The organism is Pseudomonas sp. HN2, assembly GCF_020736465.1.
GTDB classification, from domain to species: domain Bacteria; phylum Pseudomonadota; class Gammaproteobacteria; order Pseudomonadales; family Pseudomonadaceae; genus Aquipseudomonas; species Aquipseudomonas moraviensis_A.
In genome coordinates, this window is record NZ_CP085885.1 from 5,342,398 (window position 1) to 5,362,645 (window position 20,248).

At 61.0% G+C, this 20,248-nt stretch carries 25 protein-coding genes; 12 read left to right on the forward strand and 13 right to left on the reverse strand.

Translation table 11 applies throughout. The features are described from left to right. Positions 1 to 13 precede the first annotated feature (13 nt). Positions 14 to 1,897 carry a TonB-dependent receptor domain-containing protein gene (locus LIS66_RS23690; RefSeq protein WP_227973151.1) on the forward strand — a complete coding sequence of 628 codons (1,884 nt, stop codon included), beginning with the start codon at positions 14 to 16 and terminating at the stop codon, positions 1,895 to 1,897. Between the two features lie 134 nt (positions 1,898 to 2,031). Here the strand turns inward: LIS66_RS23690 and LIS66_RS23695 are convergent, their stop codons facing one another. From LIS66_RS23695 to nrdR, 12 genes are all read right to left on the reverse strand, one after another. Then, entirely contained in the window at positions 2,032 to 2,832 is an 801-nt protein-coding gene (locus LIS66_RS23695; protein ID WP_227973152.1) for a cobalamin-binding protein, read from the reverse strand. After that, on the reverse strand, positions 2,832 to 3,251 hold the full coding sequence (locus LIS66_RS23700) for an MFS transporter (protein ID WP_227973153.1): 420 nt from the start codon (positions 3,249 to 3,251) through the stop codon (positions 2,832 to 2,834). The genes LIS66_RS23695 and LIS66_RS23700 overlap by 1 nt, the downstream gene beginning before the upstream one ends. Continuing rightward, positions 3,248 to 3,865, reverse strand: coding sequence for a GTP cyclohydrolase II (gene ribA / locus LIS66_RS23705; RefSeq protein ID WP_041477692.1), 618 nt, complete (start codon positions 3,863 to 3,865; stop codon positions 3,248 to 3,250). The genes LIS66_RS23700 and ribA overlap by 4 nt, the downstream gene beginning before the upstream one ends. Positions 3,866 to 4,108: 243 nt before the next feature. Next, positions 4,109 to 4,846 carry a substrate-binding periplasmic protein gene (locus LIS66_RS23710; RefSeq protein ID WP_065615593.1) on the reverse strand — a complete coding sequence of 246 codons (738 nt, stop codon included), beginning with the start codon at positions 4,844 to 4,846 and terminating at the stop codon, positions 4,109 to 4,111. 25 nt (positions 4,847 to 4,871) lie between these two features. Further along, on the reverse strand, positions 4,872 to 5,375 hold the full coding sequence (locus tag LIS66_RS23715; RefSeq protein ID WP_039761886.1) for a phosphatidylglycerophosphatase A: 504 nt from the start codon (positions 5,373 to 5,375) through the stop codon (positions 4,872 to 4,874). Next, positions 5,372 to 6,337, reverse strand: coding sequence for a thiamine-phosphate kinase (gene thiL / locus LIS66_RS23720; protein ID WP_227973154.1), 966 nt, complete (start codon positions 6,335 to 6,337; stop codon positions 5,372 to 5,374). The genes LIS66_RS23715 and thiL overlap by 4 nt, the downstream gene beginning before the upstream one ends. A 27-nt stretch (positions 6,338 to 6,364) precedes the next feature. Beyond that, positions 6,365 to 6,865, reverse strand: coding sequence for a transcription antitermination factor NusB (gene nusB / locus LIS66_RS23725; RefSeq protein WP_042610619.1), 501 nt, complete (start codon positions 6,863 to 6,865; stop codon positions 6,365 to 6,367). After that, positions 6,862 to 7,338, reverse strand: a complete 477-nt coding sequence (ribE, locus tag LIS66_RS23730) for a 6,7-dimethyl-8-ribityllumazine synthase (RefSeq protein ID WP_042610620.1) — start codon at positions 7,336 to 7,338, stop codon at positions 6,862 to 6,864. The genes nusB and ribE overlap by 4 nt, the downstream gene beginning before the upstream one ends. 169 nt (positions 7,339 to 7,507) lie before the next feature. Beyond that, complete coding sequence (ribBA, locus tag LIS66_RS23735; RefSeq protein ID WP_064364013.1) at positions 7,508 to 8,599, reverse strand: bifunctional 3,4-dihydroxy-2-butanone-4-phosphate synthase/GTP cyclohydrolase II; 1,092 nt, start codon at positions 8,597 to 8,599, stop codon at positions 7,508 to 7,510. A gap of 21 nt (positions 8,600 to 8,620) precedes the next feature. Then, complete coding sequence (locus LIS66_RS23740) at positions 8,621 to 9,283, reverse strand: riboflavin synthase (protein ID WP_039761896.1); 663 nt, start codon at positions 9,281 to 9,283, stop codon at positions 8,621 to 8,623. Positions 9,284 to 9,331: 48 nt separating this feature from the next. Next, positions 9,332 to 10,465 carry a bifunctional diaminohydroxyphosphoribosylaminopyrimidine deaminase/5-amino-6-(5-phosphoribosylamino)uracil reductase RibD gene (ribD, locus tag LIS66_RS23745; protein ID WP_227973155.1) on the reverse strand — a complete coding sequence of 378 codons (1,134 nt, stop codon included), beginning with the start codon at positions 10,463 to 10,465 and terminating at the stop codon, positions 9,332 to 9,334. After that, a complete protein-coding gene (nrdR, locus tag LIS66_RS23750; RefSeq protein WP_003228656.1) occupies positions 10,462 to 10,926 on the reverse strand; it encodes a transcriptional regulator NrdR in 465 nt (154 codons plus the stop codon). Before nrdR ends, ribD begins: the two co-directional genes overlap by 4 nt. A gap of 128 nt (positions 10,927 to 11,054) precedes the next feature. On the opposite strand from nrdR, the gene LIS66_RS23755 reads away from it, so the two are divergent. The 3 genes from LIS66_RS23755 (at position 11,055) to trxA (ending at position 13,174) form a co-directional block, all read left to right on the forward strand. Beyond that, entirely contained in the window at positions 11,055 to 11,519 is a 465-nt protein-coding gene (locus LIS66_RS23755; protein ID WP_042610623.1) for a YbaY family lipoprotein, read from the forward strand. Then, positions 11,516 to 12,172, forward strand: a complete 657-nt coding sequence (locus tag LIS66_RS23760) for a class I SAM-dependent methyltransferase (RefSeq protein ID WP_227973156.1) — start codon at positions 11,516 to 11,518, stop codon at positions 12,170 to 12,172. The genes LIS66_RS23755 and LIS66_RS23760 overlap by 4 nt, the downstream gene beginning before the upstream one ends. A 129-nt stretch (positions 12,173 to 12,301) precedes the next feature. Continuing rightward, a complete protein-coding gene (trxA, locus tag LIS66_RS23765) occupies positions 12,302 to 13,174 on the forward strand; it encodes a thioredoxin (protein ID WP_123420070.1) in 873 nt (290 codons plus the stop codon). 88 nt (positions 13,175 to 13,262) lie between these two features. On the opposite strand, the gene LIS66_RS23770 is transcribed toward trxA, so the two are convergent. After that, the gene (locus tag LIS66_RS23770) at positions 13,263 to 13,622 is read right to left on the reverse strand and encodes a hypothetical protein (protein WP_227973157.1); all 360 of its coding nucleotides are present in this window, start codon (positions 13,620 to 13,622) and stop codon (positions 13,263 to 13,265) included. Positions 13,623 to 13,757: 135 nt separating this feature from the next. On the opposite strand from LIS66_RS23770, the gene LIS66_RS23775 reads away from it, so the two are divergent. The 8 genes from LIS66_RS23775 (at position 13,758) to LIS66_RS23810 (ending at position 20,135) form a co-directional block, all read left to right on the forward strand. Continuing rightward, positions 13,758 to 14,339 (forward strand): PAAR domain-containing protein, encoded by a 582-nt coding sequence (locus LIS66_RS23775; protein WP_225930982.1) that lies wholly within the window; start codon positions 13,758 to 13,760, stop codon positions 14,337 to 14,339. Continuing rightward, positions 14,336 to 15,283: a CHAP domain-containing protein gene (locus tag LIS66_RS23780; RefSeq protein WP_227973158.1), complete on the forward strand. Its 948-nt coding sequence runs from the start codon at positions 14,336 to 14,338 to the stop codon at positions 15,281 to 15,283. The genes LIS66_RS23775 and LIS66_RS23780 overlap by 4 nt, the downstream gene beginning before the upstream one ends. After that, positions 15,280 to 15,846, forward strand: a complete 567-nt coding sequence (locus LIS66_RS23785) for a hypothetical protein (RefSeq protein WP_227973159.1) — start codon at positions 15,280 to 15,282, stop codon at positions 15,844 to 15,846. Before LIS66_RS23780 ends, LIS66_RS23785 begins: the two co-directional genes overlap by 4 nt. Before the next feature lie 153 nt (positions 15,847 to 15,999). Beyond that, positions 16,000 to 16,593 carry a DUF2796 domain-containing protein gene (locus LIS66_RS23790; protein ID WP_227973160.1) on the forward strand — a complete coding sequence of 198 codons (594 nt, stop codon included), beginning with the start codon at positions 16,000 to 16,002 and terminating at the stop codon, positions 16,591 to 16,593. 139 nt (positions 16,594 to 16,732) lie between these two features. Further along, the gene (locus LIS66_RS23795) at positions 16,733 to 17,443 is read left to right on the forward strand and encodes an ABC transporter ATP-binding protein (RefSeq protein ID WP_042610630.1); all 711 of its coding nucleotides are present in this window, start codon (positions 16,733 to 16,735) and stop codon (positions 17,441 to 17,443) included. 1 nt (position 17,444) lies between these two features. Beyond that, positions 17,445 to 18,710, forward strand: coding sequence for an ABC transporter permease (locus LIS66_RS23800; RefSeq protein ID WP_083353661.1), 1,266 nt, complete (start codon positions 17,445 to 17,447; stop codon positions 18,708 to 18,710). An 11-nt stretch (positions 18,711 to 18,721) separates the two neighbouring features. Continuing rightward, positions 18,722 to 19,240, forward strand: coding sequence for a DUF3299 domain-containing protein (locus LIS66_RS23805; protein ID WP_024014502.1), 519 nt, complete (start codon positions 18,722 to 18,724; stop codon positions 19,238 to 19,240). A 196-nt stretch (positions 19,241 to 19,436) separates the two neighbouring features. Next, positions 19,437 to 20,135, forward strand: coding sequence for an OmpW/AlkL family protein (locus LIS66_RS23810; protein ID WP_016772968.1), 699 nt, complete (start codon positions 19,437 to 19,439; stop codon positions 20,133 to 20,135). Positions 20,136 to 20,248: the final 113 nt, after the last annotated feature.

Here is a 20,248-nt window from a genome sequence, read left to right on the forward strand (position 1 = left end):
ACCATAGATTGCCATGAACCTCTCTCGCCTCGCCCTGCCCTTCCTCCTGCTGCCAACCGCCAGCGCTGTCGCCGACACCTTCGAGCGTGATCAGGCGCTGAAGCTGCCGGACACACTGATCAGCGCCAATCGTCAGGTCGAGGCGCGCAACGACAGCAGCGCCGCCAACACCGTGTTCACCCGTGAAGACATTGATCGCCTGCAACCAAGCGACGTGCCGGATCTGCTGCGTCGCGTGCCCGGCGTGCAAGTGGCGCAGACCGGCGGGCGCGGCAGTCTGCCGGGGATCTACATCCGCGGCACGCAGTCGGCGCAGAGTCTGGTGCTGGTCGATGGCCAGCGCATCGGCAACTCGACTTCCGGCGACAGCAATCTGCAGCATCTGAACATCGAGCAGATCGAGCGCGTCGAAGTGCTGCGCGGCTCGCGCTCGGTGATTCATGGCAGCGATGCAATTGGCGGGGTGATCCAGATTTTCACCCGGCGCGGCACTGGGCAAGGCTTGCAGCCACGCCTGCACCTCGGCTTCGGCAGCCAGCAGACTTGGCAGCGCAGCCTCGGTTTATCCGGCGGTGACGACAAAACCCGTTTCAACCTCGGCGCCAGCCTCGACGAAAGCGCCGGGATCGACCGCACCCACGACTCGTTTCCAAGCGATGGCGATCATGACGCCTACCGCAACAAATCCCTCAGCCTGAGCCTCAGCCACGCGCTGAACGAGGACATCGAAGTCGGCGCCAACCTGCTGGATAACCGTGGCAAGGGCGAATTCGACAACCCGTTCGGTCGCTTCGATATGGACACGTTCGAGTCGGTGCAACAGCAGCCGTACAGCGACTTCAATATCAGTAGCGTGAGCAGTTACATCGATGCGCGGGTCAACGAAACCTGGAAAACCCGCGTCGAATTCGGCCACAGCGAAAACCGCGAGAAGACTTTCGACAAGCTCAGTGACGAGCGCACGGTGTTCAACACCTATCGCGACTCAGTGAACTGGCAGAACGACCTGACGCTCGACGCGCGCAACAGCCTGATCCTCGGTGGTGACTGGTACGAAGACCGGATCAACAGCAGCACTGAGTTCGACAAGGACAGCCGCTGGAACCGCGCAGCCTTTATCCAGCATCGTTATCAGGCGGACAGTTTCTCCACCGAGATCGGCCTGCGCCACGACGACAACCAACAGTTCGGTACCCAGAACACCTGGAGCGGCACCTTCACCCTGCCCCTGAATTCGGATAACGATCTGCTGCTGAGCTACAGCGAGGGTTTCCGCGCGCCGACCTTCAACGACCTGTACTACCCGAATTTCAGCAATCCCGACCTGAAACCGGAGACCTCGAAAAGCTACGAACTTCAATGGCGCATCCAGTTGAGCGACAGCGCGCGGCTGGAAGCCTCGATTTACCGCACCGATCTGGAAGACGCGATCATCTTCGGCAGCAACTCACGCCCGCAGAACGTTGCGTCGGCGCGGATCAATGGCTTCGAAGCGGCGCTCAAGCATGAGCTGTTCGGCTGGCAGAGCAATCTTGGCGTGGCAATCATTGATCCGCGCGATCGCGATACCGGCCACACACTGGCGCGACGGGCGCGGCGCACGGCCAGTTGGGATGTGGATCGGCAGTTCGATCGTTTGGGGCTCGGCGCCAGTTGGCAATTGGTCAGCGGCAGTTACGATGATCTGAACAACACCCAATCGCTGGGTGGCTACGGCACATTCGGACTGCGCAGCAGTTGGGCGTTGAACCGTGAGATCAAGCTGGATCTGAAGGTCGACAACCTGCTGGACAAGGGTTACAGCCGGGCGAATTACAGCTATGACGGCGCGCAGTATGGCTATCGCGAGGAAGGTCGGGCGTGGATGTTCGGGGTGACCTGGACCCCTGAACTCTGAGCTGAGATTTTTTTGGCGGACTGGCCTCTTCGCGAGCAGGCTCGCTCCCACAGTAGATTGAGTGCGGCCACATTTTGTTTTCACCGCAAGTTCAGTGTGGGAGCGAGCCTGCTCGCGAATACAGGCGATACGATCTACCGATCCGGCGCGATCAATTGGCAAAGCTTGGCAGTCGCGCTGATCATCTGCCCGCTCGGTCGCTCGAGGCCTTTATCAGTGACCAATAGCAGCCTCCCCTGCCTGACCGCCGCCACCTGCGGCCAGACCTTCCATGCCCCAAGCTGGGCCTGATCACTGGCAACAATCACCTCGGGATCTCGCTGCAACACTGCCTCGATGCTCACCTGCGGCGCCGGCAGATTCAAGTCGGCGAACACATTGCGTGCGCCGCACACTTCAAGTGCATCGCTGATGATCTGTCCGCCTCCGACGGTGTACAGCGGCTTGTCCCAGACCTGATAAAACACACGCAACGGTACATCACGCTGATAACGCTGACGCATACCCTCCAGCTGCGCGCGCAATTCGGCCGCCCGTTTGGCCCCACGCTCAGGACGCCCGAGCTGTTCGGCAATGGCTTCGATCTGCGCGGCGAGTTGCGTCAACGTATGCGGCTCGGCGATGAAGGTGGGAATGTTCAGGCGCTTGAGCTGATCGCGCTGCCCTGCGCCAACGCTGCCGGGCCAGAGCAAGAGCAGATCCGGTTTGAGACTGAGCAAGCGCTCCATGTCCAGCTGGCCATAGCGGCCCACGGACGGAACATCAGCAATCGCCGCTGGACGCTCGCCCGCATCCAGCACGCCGACCAGCAGATCGGCTGAATCCAGTTCAACGACAATTTCAGTCAGCGACGGCGCGAGGCTGACTACCCGCAATCCGGCCAGCGCCGGGCTGCTCAGGGCGAGCAGCAGAACCGCCAGCCACAGGCGACGCATCAACCGAGTTGACGCGGGATTCGGTAGAGGTAGAACAGCACGGCGGTGGACAGCGCCAGCAGCATCAACGGCACGGCTTCGAGGCCGACGAATACCGCCAGTGCGCCGATCCACGCCGGCAAAGATGCCACCAGCAACGCTGCGCGCCGACGCGCCGCCAAGGCGATCCACGCAGCGGGTTCATCGGCAGTATCGAGGGCTTTTTGCGTGGCGATCAGCGCGTGTTTGTAGCGAGCGAAATATTTCAGGCTGCCAAACATCGAGGCGACGCCGGCGATGAACAAGGGCATCGCCAACACTGGCAACAGGCCCTGGCCTTCGCCAAACAGCGCGTTGAGCACGAACAGCGGCAACAGGGCCAACGCCAGGTATTGCCACCAGGCCACCGACAGCCGACGTCGCACCTGGCCGCGAGTCACGCGCGGTCGGCCTCGCCCTGATGCTCGTTGCCCATCATGTGGTCGAGCTTGCTGGCCTTGGTGGCCAGGTAGAGTTTGTTGTGCGGATTGTGGCCGGTGTGCAGCGGCACGCGTTCGGCGACGACGATGCCCATGTCGGTCAGCGCTTTGACCTTGCGCGGATTGTTGGTCATCAAACGCAGGGATTTCACGCCCAAATGCTCGAGCATCGGCAGGCACATGGCGTAATCACGCTGATCGGCGGCAAAGCCCAGACGCTCGTTGGCTTCCACGGTGTCGGCGCCGCCGTCCTGCAACTCGTAGGCGCGAATCTTGTTCAGCAGCCCGATGCCGCGGCCTTCCTGACGCAGATACAGCAGCACGCCACGGCCTTCGCGGGCGATCGCCTGCAACGCGGCTTCCAGTTGCGAACCGCAGTCGCAGCGCTGGCTGAACAAGGCATCGCCGGTCAGGCATTCGGAGTGCAGGCGGCCAAGTACCGGGGCGCCATCGGCAATTTCACCGAGGCTCAGCACGACGTGCTCACGCCCGGTGCTCTCATCGAGAAAGCCGTGCATGGTGAATTGCGCAAAAGGCGTTGGCAGCTTGGAAGCGGCGACGAAGACGACAGGCACCGATGTGCTCCTGATCTAGAAGACTGAAAATTCGCAGGCCGGCATTGTAACAGCAGGTTCCTGTGGACGCTCAGGCTGAATTATCGGGCATAACGATCAAAAAGTTTGATGACAGACTGCCCTGCATCGGTTCCTTGTAGGAGTGAGCCTGCTCGCGATAGCGGTTGATCAGACGACATCATTGCTGAATGTCAGTCCGCTATCGCGAGCAGGCTCACTCCTACAGGGGGTTTGTGTTGGGCCTCAGTTCGGGTTGAACGGATATGGCTGCTGCCACTTCGCGAAGATCGCCTTCAACTCTCCGCTCTTCACCAACTCCGCCATGCGCCGGTCATACAGCGCCATCAACGTCCGGGCCTGTGGGGTATCGGCGAAACCGAGAAACAGCGGCAATTCAGCCAGATGCGAATAACGGTACTGCGCCGGATCCGCCGCATCGCGCATGACCGCCTGAATCTCGGTCAGCGCGTCGATGTAGTAGTCGGCCCGCCCCTGCTTGAGCATCAGCAGAATGCCGGTGCGCCGTTCGATCTGGTTGAAGCGTTTGATGTTCGGCAGGTAGTTGTCGTAGCGGTAGCCGCGCACCCAGGCCAGGCGGTATTTGCCCAAGGTTGCCTGAGTCGGTGGCGGGCTGCTGGCCAGGCCAAGTGCGTAAACGTGATCGGAGTCGAAATTCCATTGCGGGTACAACACGTGCTCGGCTTCGTCGCGGTAGGAGCCGACCTGCGCGTCGACTTCCTTCAACTGCACCAGCCCGATCGAACGGGTGTACGGTACCGTGCGGATATCCAGCTTCACCCCGGCCGGCTCGAAGACTTTGCGCAGCACGTCCCAAGCCAGACCATGGCCATCGGCGGCGGTGTAGTCTTCCCAGTCTTCGCTGGCCAGATGGATGACCGCGGGTACAGGCGCGGCGGCGTGCGCATGGGCGAACGTGCCCAGCAGAGCCAGAACCAGCAGGGCCAACCCGCGTCGCAGCATTGCTTGTTTCCTCACGTGAATCGAATCAGGCGAATACCCAGACCAGCCCTTGCATCGCCAGCCAGGCGAAGACACCGGCGAGCACGTCGTCGAGCATGATGCCGACGCCGCCATGCACATGCTTATCGATCCAGCGGATCGGCCACGGCTTGAGAATATCGAAGAAGCGGAATACCAGAAAACCCGCGAGCAACCAGTACCAGCCTTCCGGCACCAGCCACAGGGTGATCCACATGCCGACCATTTCGTCCCAGACGATGCCTTCGTGGTCATGCACGCGCAGGTCGTCAGCGACTTTGCCGCACAGCCAGAAGCCGAACAGCATGGTGATGCCGAGCATCAGCCAGTAACCCCAGTCGGGCAGCATCTGCCACAACGGAATGAACGGCAGCGCCACCAGCGAGCCCCACGTGCCCGGCGCCTTGGGCAAGGTGCCGGAGCCGAAGCCGAACGCGAGGAAATGCCACGGATTGCGCCAGACCGAAGGAGGCACGAATTCGGCAGGGACCTGTTTCGGGTGATCTGTCACGGTGTCTCCTGAAAGTGTTGGTAGCCGCGGATTTGCGGAGTGATGTCGCGCCCGTCACGATCCAGCAGGACCACGCCCTGGCCCGACGCCACGCGCCCGATCACATGGATCGGCCAGCCATCGCCCAGCAGTGCCGGCAACGCGGCGGACGGCAAGGTGAAGGCCAGCACGTAGTCGTCGCCCCCGCTCAATGCCGCGCGCTCGGCACCGCGCTGACCGAGAAACGCGACTAAAGCATCCGACAACGGTACGCGCTCGCGTTCAATTTCAAGTCGCACCCCGGAGGCCAGCGCGATATGCCCGCAATCGGCGAGCAGGCCGTCGGAGATGTCCAGCGCCGCCGTGGCCTTGCCGCGCAGAGCCTGACCGAGCGCCAGTTGCGGCTGTGGTGACCAGTAATGATCGAGCAGCGGCTGGCCGACCTCGGGCGCGGCAGCACGCTGGCCCAGCACCAGCGGCAAGGCGCCGGCCGCATTGCCCAGTTCGCCACCGACACAGAGCAGATCACCGGACTGCGCGCCGCTGCGGGTCAACGCCTGCCCTGCAGGTACGCGGCCGAACACGGTGACCGTCAGGCTCAAAGGCCCGCGCGTGGTGTCACCGCCGACCAGTGCCACGCCGCAGCCTTGCGCCATCTGGTTCAAACCACGGGCGTAGGCTTGCAGCCAATCGGCAGTCACCGTCGGTAAAGTCAGGGCAAGAGTAAAGGCAACGGGCGCGGCACCCATGGCGGCCAGATCGCTGACCGCGACGGCCAGCGAACGCTGACCGAGCAGAAACGGATCGCAGGGGTCGGCGAAATGCACACCGGCCACCAGCGTATCGGTGGAAACGGCCAGCTGTTCCCCTGCGGGAACTGCCAGCAAGGCGCAGTCGTCGCCGATCCCCAAAGCAACGGCCTCGCCGCCCTGCGCACAAGGCGCGGCGGCGAAGAAATTGCGGATCAGCTCAAACTCGCCCATGGCCGAGAAAAAGTATTCAAGCGCCGATCAGCGCTTGAACGCCTTCACTTCAGCTTCACGCAGGCGCGGGGCCAGCTTGTCGAGCACGCCGTTGACGAACTTGTGGCCGTCGGTCGAACCGAACACTTTGGCCAGCTCGATACCTTCGTTGATCACAACACGGTACGGCACGTCGACGCGCTTGAGCAGCTCCCAGGTCGACAGGCGCAGAACCGCCAGTTCAACCGGGTCCAGCTCTTCGATCGTCAGATCCAGGCACGGCGTCAGGGCGGTGTCGATTTCGGTCTTGAACTGCGGAACCCCGTGAAGGATTTCGCGGAAGTAGGCACCGTCGACATCGGTGAAATCGTTATCAACGCGAAACTGCGCTTCGATCTCGTTCAGCGATTGCTTGGCCATGTGCCATTGGTACAGCGCCTGGGTCGCGAGCTGACGGGCTTCACGACGCTTGGCGCTTTTCGACGGCTTGCCGGCATCCGCAGGTTTCGGATCGCGCGGGTTGAAACGATCGCTTTCGTCGCTAATCACTTGGCCTCCAACTGCGCCAGCAGGCTGACCATTTCCAGAGCGGACAGGGCAGCTTCGGCACCTTTGTTACCGGCCTTGGTGCCGGAACGCTCGATGGCTTGCTCGATGGAATCAACGGTCAGTACGCCAAACGCGACCGGTACGCCGAACTCCATGGAGACCTGGGCCAGGCCTTTGGTGCACTCGCCAGCCACGTATTCGAAGTGCGGAGTACCGCCACGAATGACCGCGCCGAGGGCGATGATGGCTGCGAACTCGCCTTTCTGGGCGACTTTCTGCGCAACCAGCGGGATTTCGAAGGCGCCCGGTGCGCGGATGATGGTGATGTCGCCTTCGCTCACGCCGTGGCGAACCAGGGCATCAACGGCACCGCTGACCAGGCTTTCAACCACGAAGCTGTTGAAACGGCCCACTACCAGAGCGTAGCGGCCTTTAGGGGCGATGAAGGTACCTTCGATGGTCTTCAGGGTCATTCGTCAGTTCTCTTAAAGAGCCGGGACGCGTCTCGTACGCATCCCTCAGTGATATAAGCCGCGATTTCATGGCCGGAAACACCGCATTGCTGCTCGATGATGAACGTGTGGCGAGCAATCTCCCTCACCACAATCGATCTACGTCAACAATGCCGAATTCACAGGGTCATTATTCGGAGGGCACGTATTCTACAACTTCCAGATCGAAACCGGATATCGCATTGAACTTCATCGGTGCCGACATCAAGCGCATTTTGCGCACGCCGAGGTCACGCAGGATCTGCGAACCGGCACCGACAATGCTGTAGGTGGTCGGTTTTTTCGGCGCTGCCTGCTCACCGGTTTCACGGATATGCGCCAGCAACACGTCGCCATCGAGCGGGTGACCGAGCAACAGCACCACACCGCTGCCGGCCTCGGCGACCGCAGCCATGGCGGCGCGCAGGCTCCAGCGGCCCGGTTGCTTGACCATCAACAGGTCGCGCAGCGGGTCCATGTTGTGCACGCGAACCAGGGTTGGCTCTTCGGCGCAGACAGTGCCCAGCGTCAGGGCCATGTGCACGTCGCCTTCCACCGAATCACGATAGGTCACCAGGTTGAATTGGCCCAGTTCGCTGTCCAGCGGCTGCTCGGCAATCCGCTGAACGGTACGTTCGTGGATCATCCGGTAGTGAATCAGGTCGGCAATGGTGCCGATCTTGATGTTGTGTTCAGCGGCGAATGCTTCGAGTTCAGCGCGACGGGACATGGTGCCGTCGTCGTTCATCACTTCGCAGATCACTCCGCTCGGCTCGAAACCGGCCATGCGCGCCAGGTCGCAAGCGGCTTCAGTGTGGCCGGCGCGCGCGAGGGTGCCGCCGGCCTGGGCCATCAGCGGAAAAATGTGGCCCGGGCTGACGATGTCTTCAGCCCTGGCGTCTTTGGCGGCAGCCGCTTGCACGGTGCGCGCGCGATCTGCAGCGGAAATACCGGTGGTCACGCCCTCGGCGGCTTCGATCGATACGGTGAACTTGGTGCCGAAACCGGAACCGTTGCGCGGCGCCATCAGCGGCAGCTTCAACAATTCGCAACGCTCGCGGCTCATCGGCATGCAGATCAGGCCACGGGCGTGCTTGGCCATGAAGTTGATGTGTTCGGCCTGGCAGCATTCGGCGGCCATGATCAGATCGCCTTCGTTCTCGCGGTCTTCGTCATCCATGAGGATGACCATCTTGCCTTGGCGGATGTCTTCAACCAGCTCTTCGATGCTATTGAGCGCCACAAGGCACCCCCTTCTTTTAAATTATTTGAGGTAGCCGTTTTGGGCCAGAAAGCTTTCGGTGATGGTGCTGCCGGCGGTCTTCTCAGCGGCTTTGTCGCCCAGCAGCAAACGCTCCAGATAACGCGCCAGCAAGTCGACTTCCAGGTTCACCCGGCGGCCCGGCTTGTACGCAGCCATGATGGTTTCGCTCAAGGTGTGCGGAATGATCGTCAGCATGAATTCGGCGCCATCGACTTCGTTCACGGTCAGGCTGGTGCCGTCGACGGTGATCGAGCCTTTATGGGCGATGTACTTGGCCAGTTCCTTCGGCGCGCGGATGCGAAATTCCACGGCGCGGGCATTGTCACTGCGCGAGACCACTTCGCCGACACCATCGACGTGACCGCTGACCAGATGCCCGCCGAGACGAGTGGTCGGGGTCAGGGCTTTTTCAAGATTGACCGGGCTGCCGCTTTTCAGGTCATTCATGGCGGTGCAATCGAGGGTTTCGCGGCTGACGTCGGCGGCAAAGCCGTCACCGGGCAACTCGACGGCGGTCAGGCAAACGCCGTTGACCGCGATGCTGTCGCCCAGTTTGACGTCGCTCAGGTCGAGCTTGCCGGTTGCGACGTGCACCCGCACATCACCACCCTTTGGGGTCAGTGCGCGGATACTGCCGATGGATTCGATGATGCCGGTGAACATGGGGTTCTCCTTGAGAACGGGGGCCAGCGCTAACGCGATGGCCGGGAATTATACGCGGGCTGAAGGGACAGGGATCGCAGTGACTCGCCAGTCATCGCCCACCGCGCGGATTTCAGTGATTTTCAGCTCCGGCGCGTCCTTCATCTGCGCCAGCGGCCAGTCGAGCAATGGACGCGCCGTGGAGCCGAGGAACTTGCCGGCGATGAAGATCACGAATTCGTCGACCAGACCGAGTTGCGCAAAGGCGCCGGCCAGACGCGGACCAGCCTCGACCAGCACCTCGTTGGTGCCACGATCGGCCAGTTCGATGAGCAACCGATGCAGATCGACCTGGCCGTCTTCACCCGGCACGATCAGGCATTCCGGGCCGTTGGCGTATTGCTCTTCGACCGCAACACAGGTGGCGACCAGCGCCGGCCCGGCCTTGAAAAACGGCGCATCCAGCGGCACCCGCAGGCGGCCGTCAATGAGCACGCGCAGCGGCGGACGACTCATGGCCAGCGCAGTTTGTTCGCTGTCGAGACCGAGTTCGTCAGCGCGCACGGTCAACCGCGCACCATCGGCCAGCACCGTGTCGGCGCCGGTCAGCACCACCGCCGCTGCTGCACGCAACCGCTGCACCGCAGAACGCGCCGCCGGGCCGGTGATCCACTGGCTCTCGCCGCTTTCCATCGCTGTGCGACCGTCGAGGCTCATGGCCAACTTGACCCGCACGAACGGCAAGCCGTGCTCCATGCGTTTCAGAAAACCTTGATTGAGCTTGCGCGCTTCCGCTTCCAGCACACCACTTTGCGTGGCGATACCGGCCTCGGCCAGGCGTTGCAAACCGCGTCCGGCGACCTGTGGATTGGGATCACGCATCGCCGCCACGACCCGGGCAACGCCGGCGGTCACCAAGGCATCGGCGCACGGCGGCGTGCGCCCGTGGTGGCTGCAGGGTTCGAGAGTCACGTACGCCGTCGCGCCCCGGGCCTGCTCGCCGGCGGCGCGCAGGGCGTGGACTTCGGCATGGGGTTCGCCGGCGCGCTCATGCCAACCTTCGCCGACAATCTGCCCGTCACGCACCAGCACACAACCGACCCGTGGATTGGGATGGGTGGTGTAGTGGCCCTTGCGCGCCAGTTCCAGCGCGCGCGCCATGAAATGCGCGTCGAGGATCGCCTGCTCGGCGGCGATGGTCATTCTTTCACCGGTTCGCGGGCGAGGCGGTCGATCTCTTCGCGGAATTCATTGAGGTCCTGAAAGCGCCGGTACACCGAGGCAAAACGGATATACGCGACCTCATCGAGTTTTTGCAGCTCGGCCATCACCAGTTCGCCGACCACGAGGGATTTGACCTCGCGCTCGCCGGTGGCGCGCAACTTGTGCTTGATGTGGACCAGAGAGGATTCGAGGCGCTCGACGCTCACCGGACGTTTCTCCAGCGCGCGCTGCATGCCGGCGCGGAGTTTTTCTTCGTCGAACGGTTGGCGGCTGCCATCGGTTTTGATCAGGCGCGGCAACACCAGTTCGGCCGTCTCGAACGTCGTGAAACGTTCGCCGCAGGCCAGGCATTCACGCCGGCGGCGCACCTGTTCGCCCTCGGCGACCAGACGCGAGTCGATGACCTTGGTGTCGTTGGCACCGCAGAAGGGACAGTGCATGGTGGCTGGCAACAAAAAATGGGAGGGCCATGGTAGCGCATCCCCGTGGCAAGACAAGCCATAGGCTTTACGGTATACAGAACGGCATGATCGTCTGATCCATGGAATTCATTCTGCCGGAGCCTCCAATGCCGTTACGTCCGCTCGTTTTGCTCAGTCTTTTCAGCCTGCTGGTGGCCTGTGGCAGCGACGCACCCAAGCCGCAACCGCCGACGCCAGGCCCTGCGCCGCAGCAGGCGCAGAAAAAAGCCAAAGAAGCCGCCGAACTCGGCCCGCTGCCGGCGCATCAGCGCGAACTGAGCGGCACCCTGCAAGGCGTGCCGGCCGGCGCCGAAGTCGAACTGGCGCTGCTGGTGATCGACGAAAAGGACCGCCCGCAGCAACTGCTCGCCAGTTCCAGCCTGATCGGCAACAACCAGATCCTGCCGTTTCACCTGCGCTTCAACCCTGAGGCGTTTCCGGCTGGCGCACGGGTTGAGCTGCGTGGGCGCGCCAGCCAGTCCGGGCAACTGATTCTGCACCTGCCGTCGCAGACCATCACCCAACCGACCACTCAGGCTTTGGGCCAGCTGCAATTCGTCAAAGCGCCATGAAGGCACCGCTCGACCTGCAACAGGCCTTGGGCGAATTGCTCGGCGACGCCAGACTGAAAGCCTGCGCGTTGCCCGGCACCGATTTGCAGCTGTGGCTGATCGACGGCGACAACATGGCGCGCGAGTTCAGCCAGGAAGAAACCCAGCGCATCCTGCATGAACCGCCCTATTGGAGTTTTTGCTGGGCCAGCGGTCTGGCGGTGGCGCGCTATCTGGCGCGGTTCCCCGACTGGGTGCGGGGCAAGCGCGTGCTGGATTTCGGCGCCGGTTCCGGGATTGCCGGGATCGCGGCGCTGAAGGCCGGCGCGCTGGAAGTGGTGGCCTGCGATCTCGATCCGTTGGCGATCGCCGCGTGCCGGGCGAATGCCGAGCTCAATGATGTGCAGATGAACTACTCGACGGATTTCTTTGCCGAGGCCGATCGCTTCGATCTGATTCTGGTCGCCGACGTGTTGTACGACCGGGCCAATCTGCCGCTGCTCGATGCGTTTCTCAGTCGAGGGCGTGAGGCGCTGGTGGCGGATTCGCGGGTGCGCGATTTTCGGCATCCGCTGTATGAGCGAATTGAAATGCTCGAGGCGATGACCTTGCCGGATCTGGCCGAGCCGGAAGAATTCCGACATGTCAGCCTCTACCATGCGCGGCGTGACTGACGCCGCCAAAAGATCGCAGCCTTCGGCAGCTCCTACTCTGGATAGCGTTCCCATGTAGGAGCTGCCGAAGGCTGCGATCTTTTGCGCCACCCCTTATAGTGCGTTCATTGACGCTTAGAGAGATCCCCCATGAGTCAGCAAACGCCGTACATCTTCGACGCCACGACTGCCGATTTCGACCAGTCGGTGATCGAAGCCTCCTTCAACAAACCGGTGCTGGTGGATTTCTGGGCCGAATGGTGTGCGCCGTGCAAGGCGTTGATGCCGATGCTGCAAGGCATTGCCGAGAGCTATCAGGGCGAGCTGCTGCTGGCCAAGGTCAATTGCGACATCGAGCAGGACATCGTCGCCCGCTTCGGCATTCGCAGCCTGCCGACCGTGGTGCTGTTCAAGGACGGTCAGCCGGTCGATGGCTTTGCCGGCGCTCAACCGGAATCTGCCGTGCGCGCCCTGCTCGAACCGCATGTGCAAATGCCGCCACCGGCTGCTGCCGACCCGTTCGAACAGGCTCAGGCGATGTTCGACGACGGTCGTTTCGCCGAGGCCGAAGCGGCGCTGGTCGCCATGCTCAATGAAGACAATACCAACGCCAGGGCGCTGATCCTTTACGCACGCTGCCTGACCGAACGCGGTGAGCTGGGCGAAGCGCAAACTGTGCTCGACGCGGTCAAGAGCGATGAGCACAAAGCCGCACTCGCTGGGGCCAAGGCGCAGATCCAGTTTCTCGGCCTCGCCCGGGACCTGCCGGACGCCGCCGACCTGAAGAGCCGCCTGGCGCAAAATCCGCAGGACGATGAAGCGGTGTATCAACTGGCGATCCAGCAACTGGCACGCCAGCAATACGAAGCGGCGCTGGACGCCCTGCTCAAACTGTTCATCCGCAACCGCAACTATGGCGAAGGCTTGCCGCACAAGACCTTGCTGCAGGTGTTCGAGCTGCTGGGCAATGATCACCCGTTGGTGACGGTGTATCGCCGCAAGATGTTTGCTGCGCTTTATTGAGAGCAAAAGATCGCAGCCTGCCGCAGCTCCTACACCGGGACGGTGTACGCCTTTGTAGGCGCTGCCGAAGGCTGCGATCTTTAGCGGTTCACTCGATCCAGCTGTAGAGCGGCGTATCCCCGCCGCTCGCCACTTTCACATCGGAACTGTGGCGCAAACGCACGAGCAAACGCTTGCCCGCCACCGCACTGCCGGTCAGCGCTTCCAGTTGATCGAGCAGAACCGGCCCACTGAGTTGCCCGGCCTTGCGCAGCAAGTCTTTGGCCACCTGCCACAGCGCATCGTCCTGATTCACCGGTTTCGCCGCCGGAGCTGGCGCAACCGCCTCAGACTGCGCAACCGGCGCCTGCCCACTCAGCGCCGAACCCAGCCTCGCCCAATCGCTGTCATCCAGCTCCACCGTCAAATCCACCGGCACCTCGCCGACCGTTCCGCGTATTCGCAACATCGAGTTCGCTCCCGCAATTTTCTGACCTGCATGCTCCCACGGGACTTGTGCAACGCCAAGTAAAGGGCGCCAAACACATCTGGTAATTCCCGGTTAATCGGCTAAATTAATCTCTTTTTGCGGGAAGGATTCCCAATGTCTTCAGGACGAAAACTGGCCTCTAAAGGAGGCCCGACCTCTACAGGTGGCGTGATACTTGAAGGAAATGAGAACCTCAATATCGAAGGAAGAATAATCGCTTCCATTGGACAACTCGCCAGTTGTCCGGTTTGTGGGCCTGGCAAAGGCCCCATCGTAGCAGTGGGTGAACGAACGCTGATTTTACCTGCCGGACCAGCTGCGCTAGAGGGTGACTACGTCGCCTGCGGTTGTCCGCCCATGACAAATAAGCTGCTCACTCAGCAACACAGTGGTTTTGCAGGAATTGGCCGGCCCGCTCCAATTGACATGGGGCCACCGATTGCTGCCCTGACCTCTTATCGCTACTTGCAGGTCATCATCGAACGCCTCGATGACACGGAAAAGCCAGGTTTGGCTTACAAACTCAAGGACAAGGCGAAGGTTGCCGTTTTACAAGACAGCACTTGCAACCTCACAGGCGAAGGCTGCGAACACCCGGTAAAAAACGCTTCGGATTACGACACCCTGTTGGTAGGGGAAGATTCCGAATGGACTTTCTATGCCTATGAAGAGCCCCTGACACAGGATTTGTCATGAAATCGGAAATCAAACTCATCTTTAAAGACTTTCTGATGCAGCCACCGCCAGGCGTAAAATTTCAGCTGCTTATTGACGGTCAGGTCGTAGATGACAACATCGTTCAAAACGATGACAGGCCTCGCATTTATTCATTAATGTCCAAAAACGGCCAGATCGCTATAACGCTCGCGGGCAAGGAACTATCGTCGATCAAGACCCGAGACACCCACGAAGTGACGGTTCAGATTGTGGGGAACTCCGGTACAAAAAAAGGTATGCACACTGCGACGTTGAATCCAGGGAAGTCTCTTTCGGTCGTAGCGATATCACCGTGGGTAAAAGTCCCGCTAACGACCAGCGGCGCTGTCTCGAACGACGCGTTCTACGAAGTCGAATATGGTGTGAAACGTACCAATGAAACCCGAACGGTGAAAGTCGTCATTCAGGACATGCCGCGCAGGATACTGATGGAGGCGCTGTCACACCGGGGATCAACACAATGGGCAGGGAATAAAAGCAAAAAGTCGCTACCACACCCTACTCTCAGGCAGAGCGTGGAATTTCCACCAAACACAAATAAATGCAATCTGTTCGTCTACGACGTGCTGACCGCAATTGGGGTCAACGTGGCGTTGATTGAACATGGCAAATCGAAATACCTGCCATATTTCTCCAAGGTTAGCCCTCCGCTCGCGGGTGAATGGGCGAATGGACAACGATTGCTCAACAGCTGGAAAGTCGAGCGCACGCCGTTGCCCGGGGACGTCGGCGCTTACGCAATGAATTATTCCGACGCCAGTGGCCATGTCGGCTTCGTTCTAACGAAGGGCGTATGCATTTCTGCAGGGTGGGAAAAAGTTGAAGTTAACGACGCAGGTTTTCGCCATGCGACCGGTAATGCAAATCCCAGCGACCATGACTTCACTATTTTCCGACGCTACAAACACAGCACGCCACAATGAAACGCCCTTATTCGCTCCTCCTCATAATTCCGTTTTTGCTCATCGTGGCATGGCGCATCTGGTTGCCTGCCGATCTTTCGGCTTGTCCCGCTGATGTGGAAACGGCAGGTCCACTGACCTTTGTTATTCGTGATTACTTTGAGCGCAATAGCCGGACCGACTGGCAAGACATGGATGATCGTTTCGACATACTTTCAACCCCCGAAGGCCAGAGCATAGCGAGTCAACCGAATTCACACACTTGCGAAGCATTGCGGGTACTGCAGAGTCCGGCGTTCAGTCAGAGTGAAAAAATCTTCACCATGGCACTGATGTTCAGACTGCCAATCGACCAGTACATGGCCCTGATGGATCGCAGTCATCAACTCTACACGCAGGGCAAAATGGATAAGGAGGTGCTGACTCTGGTGGTATTTCCGCGCGGAACAGCCATCAACTACTGGTGGCTTCCGGCTTGGCGACAGCGTTTCAGTCGCGATGCCCCGAGCGTGCTCGACGCAAATCTGATCAACGATGTTCTTTCGGGACGCTATTGGTTCGACTATCCCGGCGCAGGCTTCTGATTCTGCAAGCATGACATCCAATCCCAGCACCGCCCGCGAACTCATCCCGGGCGGTGCTTAGCCATGTCTTGCGCAATCCCAAGCGCACGGGCACACTCTGCGCACTTTCGTTATAAGATTACATAACAAACTTTTCATTTTTTGGAGTCCGCCATGCGTCGTTTGCTGCTCGCTTTGCCGTTTGCCCTGTTGCCGCTGGCCGCTGCCCATGCGGTTGATGAGCACGATCACGACCATGAGCACGGCAGCCTCGGCGCCCATGAGCATGGTGTGGGTCGCCTGAATGCCGCGCTCGACGGTCAGACCCTGGAGCTGGAACTGGAAAGCCCGGCGATGAACCTGGTCGGTTTCGAACATGCGGCCACGTCGGACGCGGACAAGGCCAAAGTCGCTGCCGCCCGGGCGCAGCTGGAAAAACCATTGGCGCTGTTCAGTCTGCCCGCTGCGGCCGGTTGCAAAGTGGTCAGCCAGGAACTGGAAAGCCCGCTGTTCGGCGACAAGCCGGACACCGACGATCACGACGAAGATGAAGCGGACAAGGACGGTCACGAGCATCACCACGACCACAGCGAAATCCATGCGCATTACCAGTTCAACTGCGCCACACCGGGGGCGCTGAATACGCTGGATCTGGCGAACGTCTTCAAGACCTTCCCGGCGACGCAGAAGATTCAGGTACAACTGATCAGCGCCAGCGGCCAGCAAGGCACGGAAGTGACGGCGAAATCGGCTGCGCTGAAATTCTGAATATTGTAGAGACCCCCTGTAGGAGTGAGCCTGCTCGCGATGAGGCCAGCACATTCAGCATCTATGCTGACTGACCCACCGCCATCGCGAGCAGGCTCGCTCCTACACAGTGGCCACGCAACTACCCGATCGGTTTCAAATGACCCAAGCACTCATCGAACTTTCCGACCTTGGCTTCAACTGGCCCGGTCACCCGACGCTGCTGGACATCCCGGCGTTTCGTCTGGAAGCCGGCGAAACCCTGTTTCTCAAAGGCCCCAGCGGCAGCGGCAAGACCACCCTGCTCGGCCTGCTTGGCGGGGTGCAGAAGCCCAATCGCGGCAGCATTCGCCTGCTCGGCCAGGAGCTGACCGAACTCTCCGCCGGCAAGCGCGATACGTTCCGTGTCGATCACACCGGCTACATTTTCCAGCAATTCAATCTGCTACCGTTTCTCTCGGTGCGCGAGAACGTCGAGTTGCCGTGTCACTTCTCGAAACTGCGCGCGCAACGAGCGAAACAGCGCCACGGCAGCGTCGATCAAGCCGCCGCCACGTTGCTCGCCCACTTGGGTCTGAAAGACCAAAGCCTGCTCAGTCGCCGCGCCGATTCCTTGTCCATCGGCCAGCAACAACGGGTCGCTGCCGCCCGCGCATTGATCGGCCAACCGGAACTGGTGATCGCCGACGAACCGACCTCGGCGCTGGATTACGACGCCCGCGAAAATTTCATTCGCCTGCTGTTCGCCGAATGCCGCGAGGCCGGATCGAGTCTGTTGTTCGTCAGCCACGATCAGAGCCTGGCGCCGCTGTTCGACCGTCACCTGTCCCTGGCCGAGCTTAACCGCGCCGCCACGTCTGCCGAGGTCTGAGATGTATCTGTTTCGTCTGGCCATGGCCAGCCTGGCCAACCGCCGTTTCACTGCCCTGCTCACCGCTTTCGCCATTGCTCTTTCGGTGTGCCTGCTGCTCGCCGTCGAGCGCGTACGCACCGAAGCCAAAGCCAGTTTCGCCAGCACCATCAGCGGCACTGATCTGATCGTCGGCGCCCGCTCCGGCTCGGTCAATCTGCTGCTGTATTCGGTGTTCCGCATCGGCAATGCCACCAACAACATCCGCTGGGACAGCTTTGAACACTTCGCTAGCAACCCGAAAGTGAAGTGGGCGATCCCGATGTCCCTCGGTGACTCCCATCGCGGCTATCGTGTGATGGGCACCACCGAAGCCTATTTCGAGCACTACCAGTACGGGCGCCAGCAACATCTGGCGCTGGCAGACGGACGTGCGTTTGCCAATGATCCTTTCGAAGTGGTGCTCGGCGCCGAAGTCGCCGAAGCGCTGCATTACAAGCTCGGCGACAAACTGGTACTGGCCCACGGCGTGGCGGCGATCAGCCTGGTCAAGCACGACGACAAACCGTTCACCGTGGTCGGCATCCTCCAGCGCACCGGCACCCCGGTAGACCGCACGCTGCACATCAGCCTCGGCGGCATGGAGGCGATTCACATCGACTGGCACAACGGCGTGCCGGCGCGCGGCAACGGGCGGATCAGCGCCGATCAGGCACGCAATATGGACCTGACGCCGCAAGCGATCACCGCGTTCATGCTCGGTCTCAACAGCAAGATTTCCACCTTTGCCTTGCAACGCGAGATCAACGAATACCGCGGCGAACCGATGCTGGCGATCCTGCCGGGCGTGGCCTTGCAGGAATTGTGGAGCCTGATGAGCACCGCTGAAAAAGCCCTGTTCGTGGTTTCGCTGTTTGTTGTGCTGACCGGGTTGATCGGCATGCTCACGGCGATTCTCACCAGCCTCAATGAGCGTCGCCGCGAGATGGCGATTCTGCGCTCGGTAGGCGCGCGACCGTGGCACATCGCAAGCCTTTTGGTGCTGGAAGCCTTTGCGTTGGCGCTGACCGGGGTGATCGCCGGGCTGGCGTTGTTGTACATCGGCATCGCCGCTGCGCAAGGTTACGTGCAGGCCAACTACGGCTTGTACCTGCCACTGGCGTGGCCGAGCGAGTATGAATGGACGCTGCTCGGTGGCATTCTGGCGGCCGCGCTGCTGATGGGCAGCGTGCCGGCCTGGCGCGCGTATCGCCAATCCCTGGCCGATGGCCTGTCGATCCGTTTATGAGGATGTTCACCATGCCCCGCGCCCTGCTTGCGCTGCTGATGCTGGTCGCCCTGCCCGTGTGGGCCGCGGCGCCGAAAGACCTGACCTGGTCGGAAATGATCCCTCCGGACGCTGCGCCGGAAGTGCCGAACATGACGCCGTTGCATGACCTGTCGAAGATGGGCGACGCACTCTCCGCCGAATCCGCGCCGGCGGCCAAGCAGGACATGCCGAACGCACCGGTGGTGAAGAGCCTCGACGGGCAGAACATTCGCCTGCCGGGTTACATCGTGCCACTGGAAGTCAGCGAAGAGGGACGCACCACGGACTTCTTGCTGGTGCCGTATTTCGGCGCCTGCATCCACGTACCGCCACCGCCGTCGAACCAGATCGTTCATGTGAAAAGCGAGCTGGGGGTGAAGCTCGATGAGCTGTATCAGCCGTACTGGGTTGAAGGACCGTTACAGGTGAAAGCGTCGAGCAGTGAACTGGCCGATGCCGGGTATCAGATGGAGGCGGAGAAGATTTATGCGTATGAGCTGCCGGAGTAGACTCCGGTAGATTTCAAGATCAAAAGATCGCAGCCTTCGGCAGCTCCTACATGGGATCGCATTTCAACTGTGGGAGCTGCCGAAGGCTGCGATCTTTTTGGGGGTATTACGGTTTCATTGAGCTGAGTCAAAACACCGTATCAGACGGCTTCGTACCCTAGGACATCGAACATTTTTCATGTCTTTCGGAGCCCCCATGAACAAGTCCTTGCTCAGCGCCTCGCTGTTTGCCCTTGCGCTCGCAGCCCCGCTCGCCCACGCCCACGAGGCGGGTGACATTCTCGTGCGTGCCGGCGCGATCACCGTCAACCCGAAGGCCGACAGCTCCAGCGTCAAGGTCGATCAGGGGCCGCTGAGCGGCACCAATCTGGGCGGCAAGGCGACCATGAGCAGCGACACCCAGCTGGGTCTGAACTTCGCCTACATGCTCACTAATAACATCGGCATCGAACTGCTGGCAGCCACGCCGTTCGAGCATGACGTCAAGCTCAAGGGCACCGCCCTGCCCGCTGCCAATGGCAAGCTCGGCACCCTGAAACACCTGCCGCCGACCCTTAGCGTCGTCTACTACCCGCTGGATTCGAAATCAGCGTTCCAGCCTTATGTCGGCGGCGGCATCAACTACACCTGGATCTACGACGAACACGTCGGCAGCGAAGCCAGCGCCAACGGCTTCAGCAACTTCAAGGCGAAAAATTCCTGGGGCCTGGCCTGGCAGGTCGGCGCCGACTACATGATCACCGACAACATCATGCTCAACGCCCAGGTGCGCTACATCGATATCGACACCCGCGCGACCGTCGAGAACAACGCCGTCGCACCCGGCACCCGTGCACGGGTGAATGTGGACGTCGATCCGTTCATCTACATGGTCGGTCTGGGCTATAAGTTCTAAGTCGATTTTTTACCGAACGTTCACGTGGTGGTGAATGAGGCTTGGTGGCGGGCAGACACAGAACTGACGACGACCGTACGCAGTCGATCGGGGGATAAGATTCCCTCGTCACA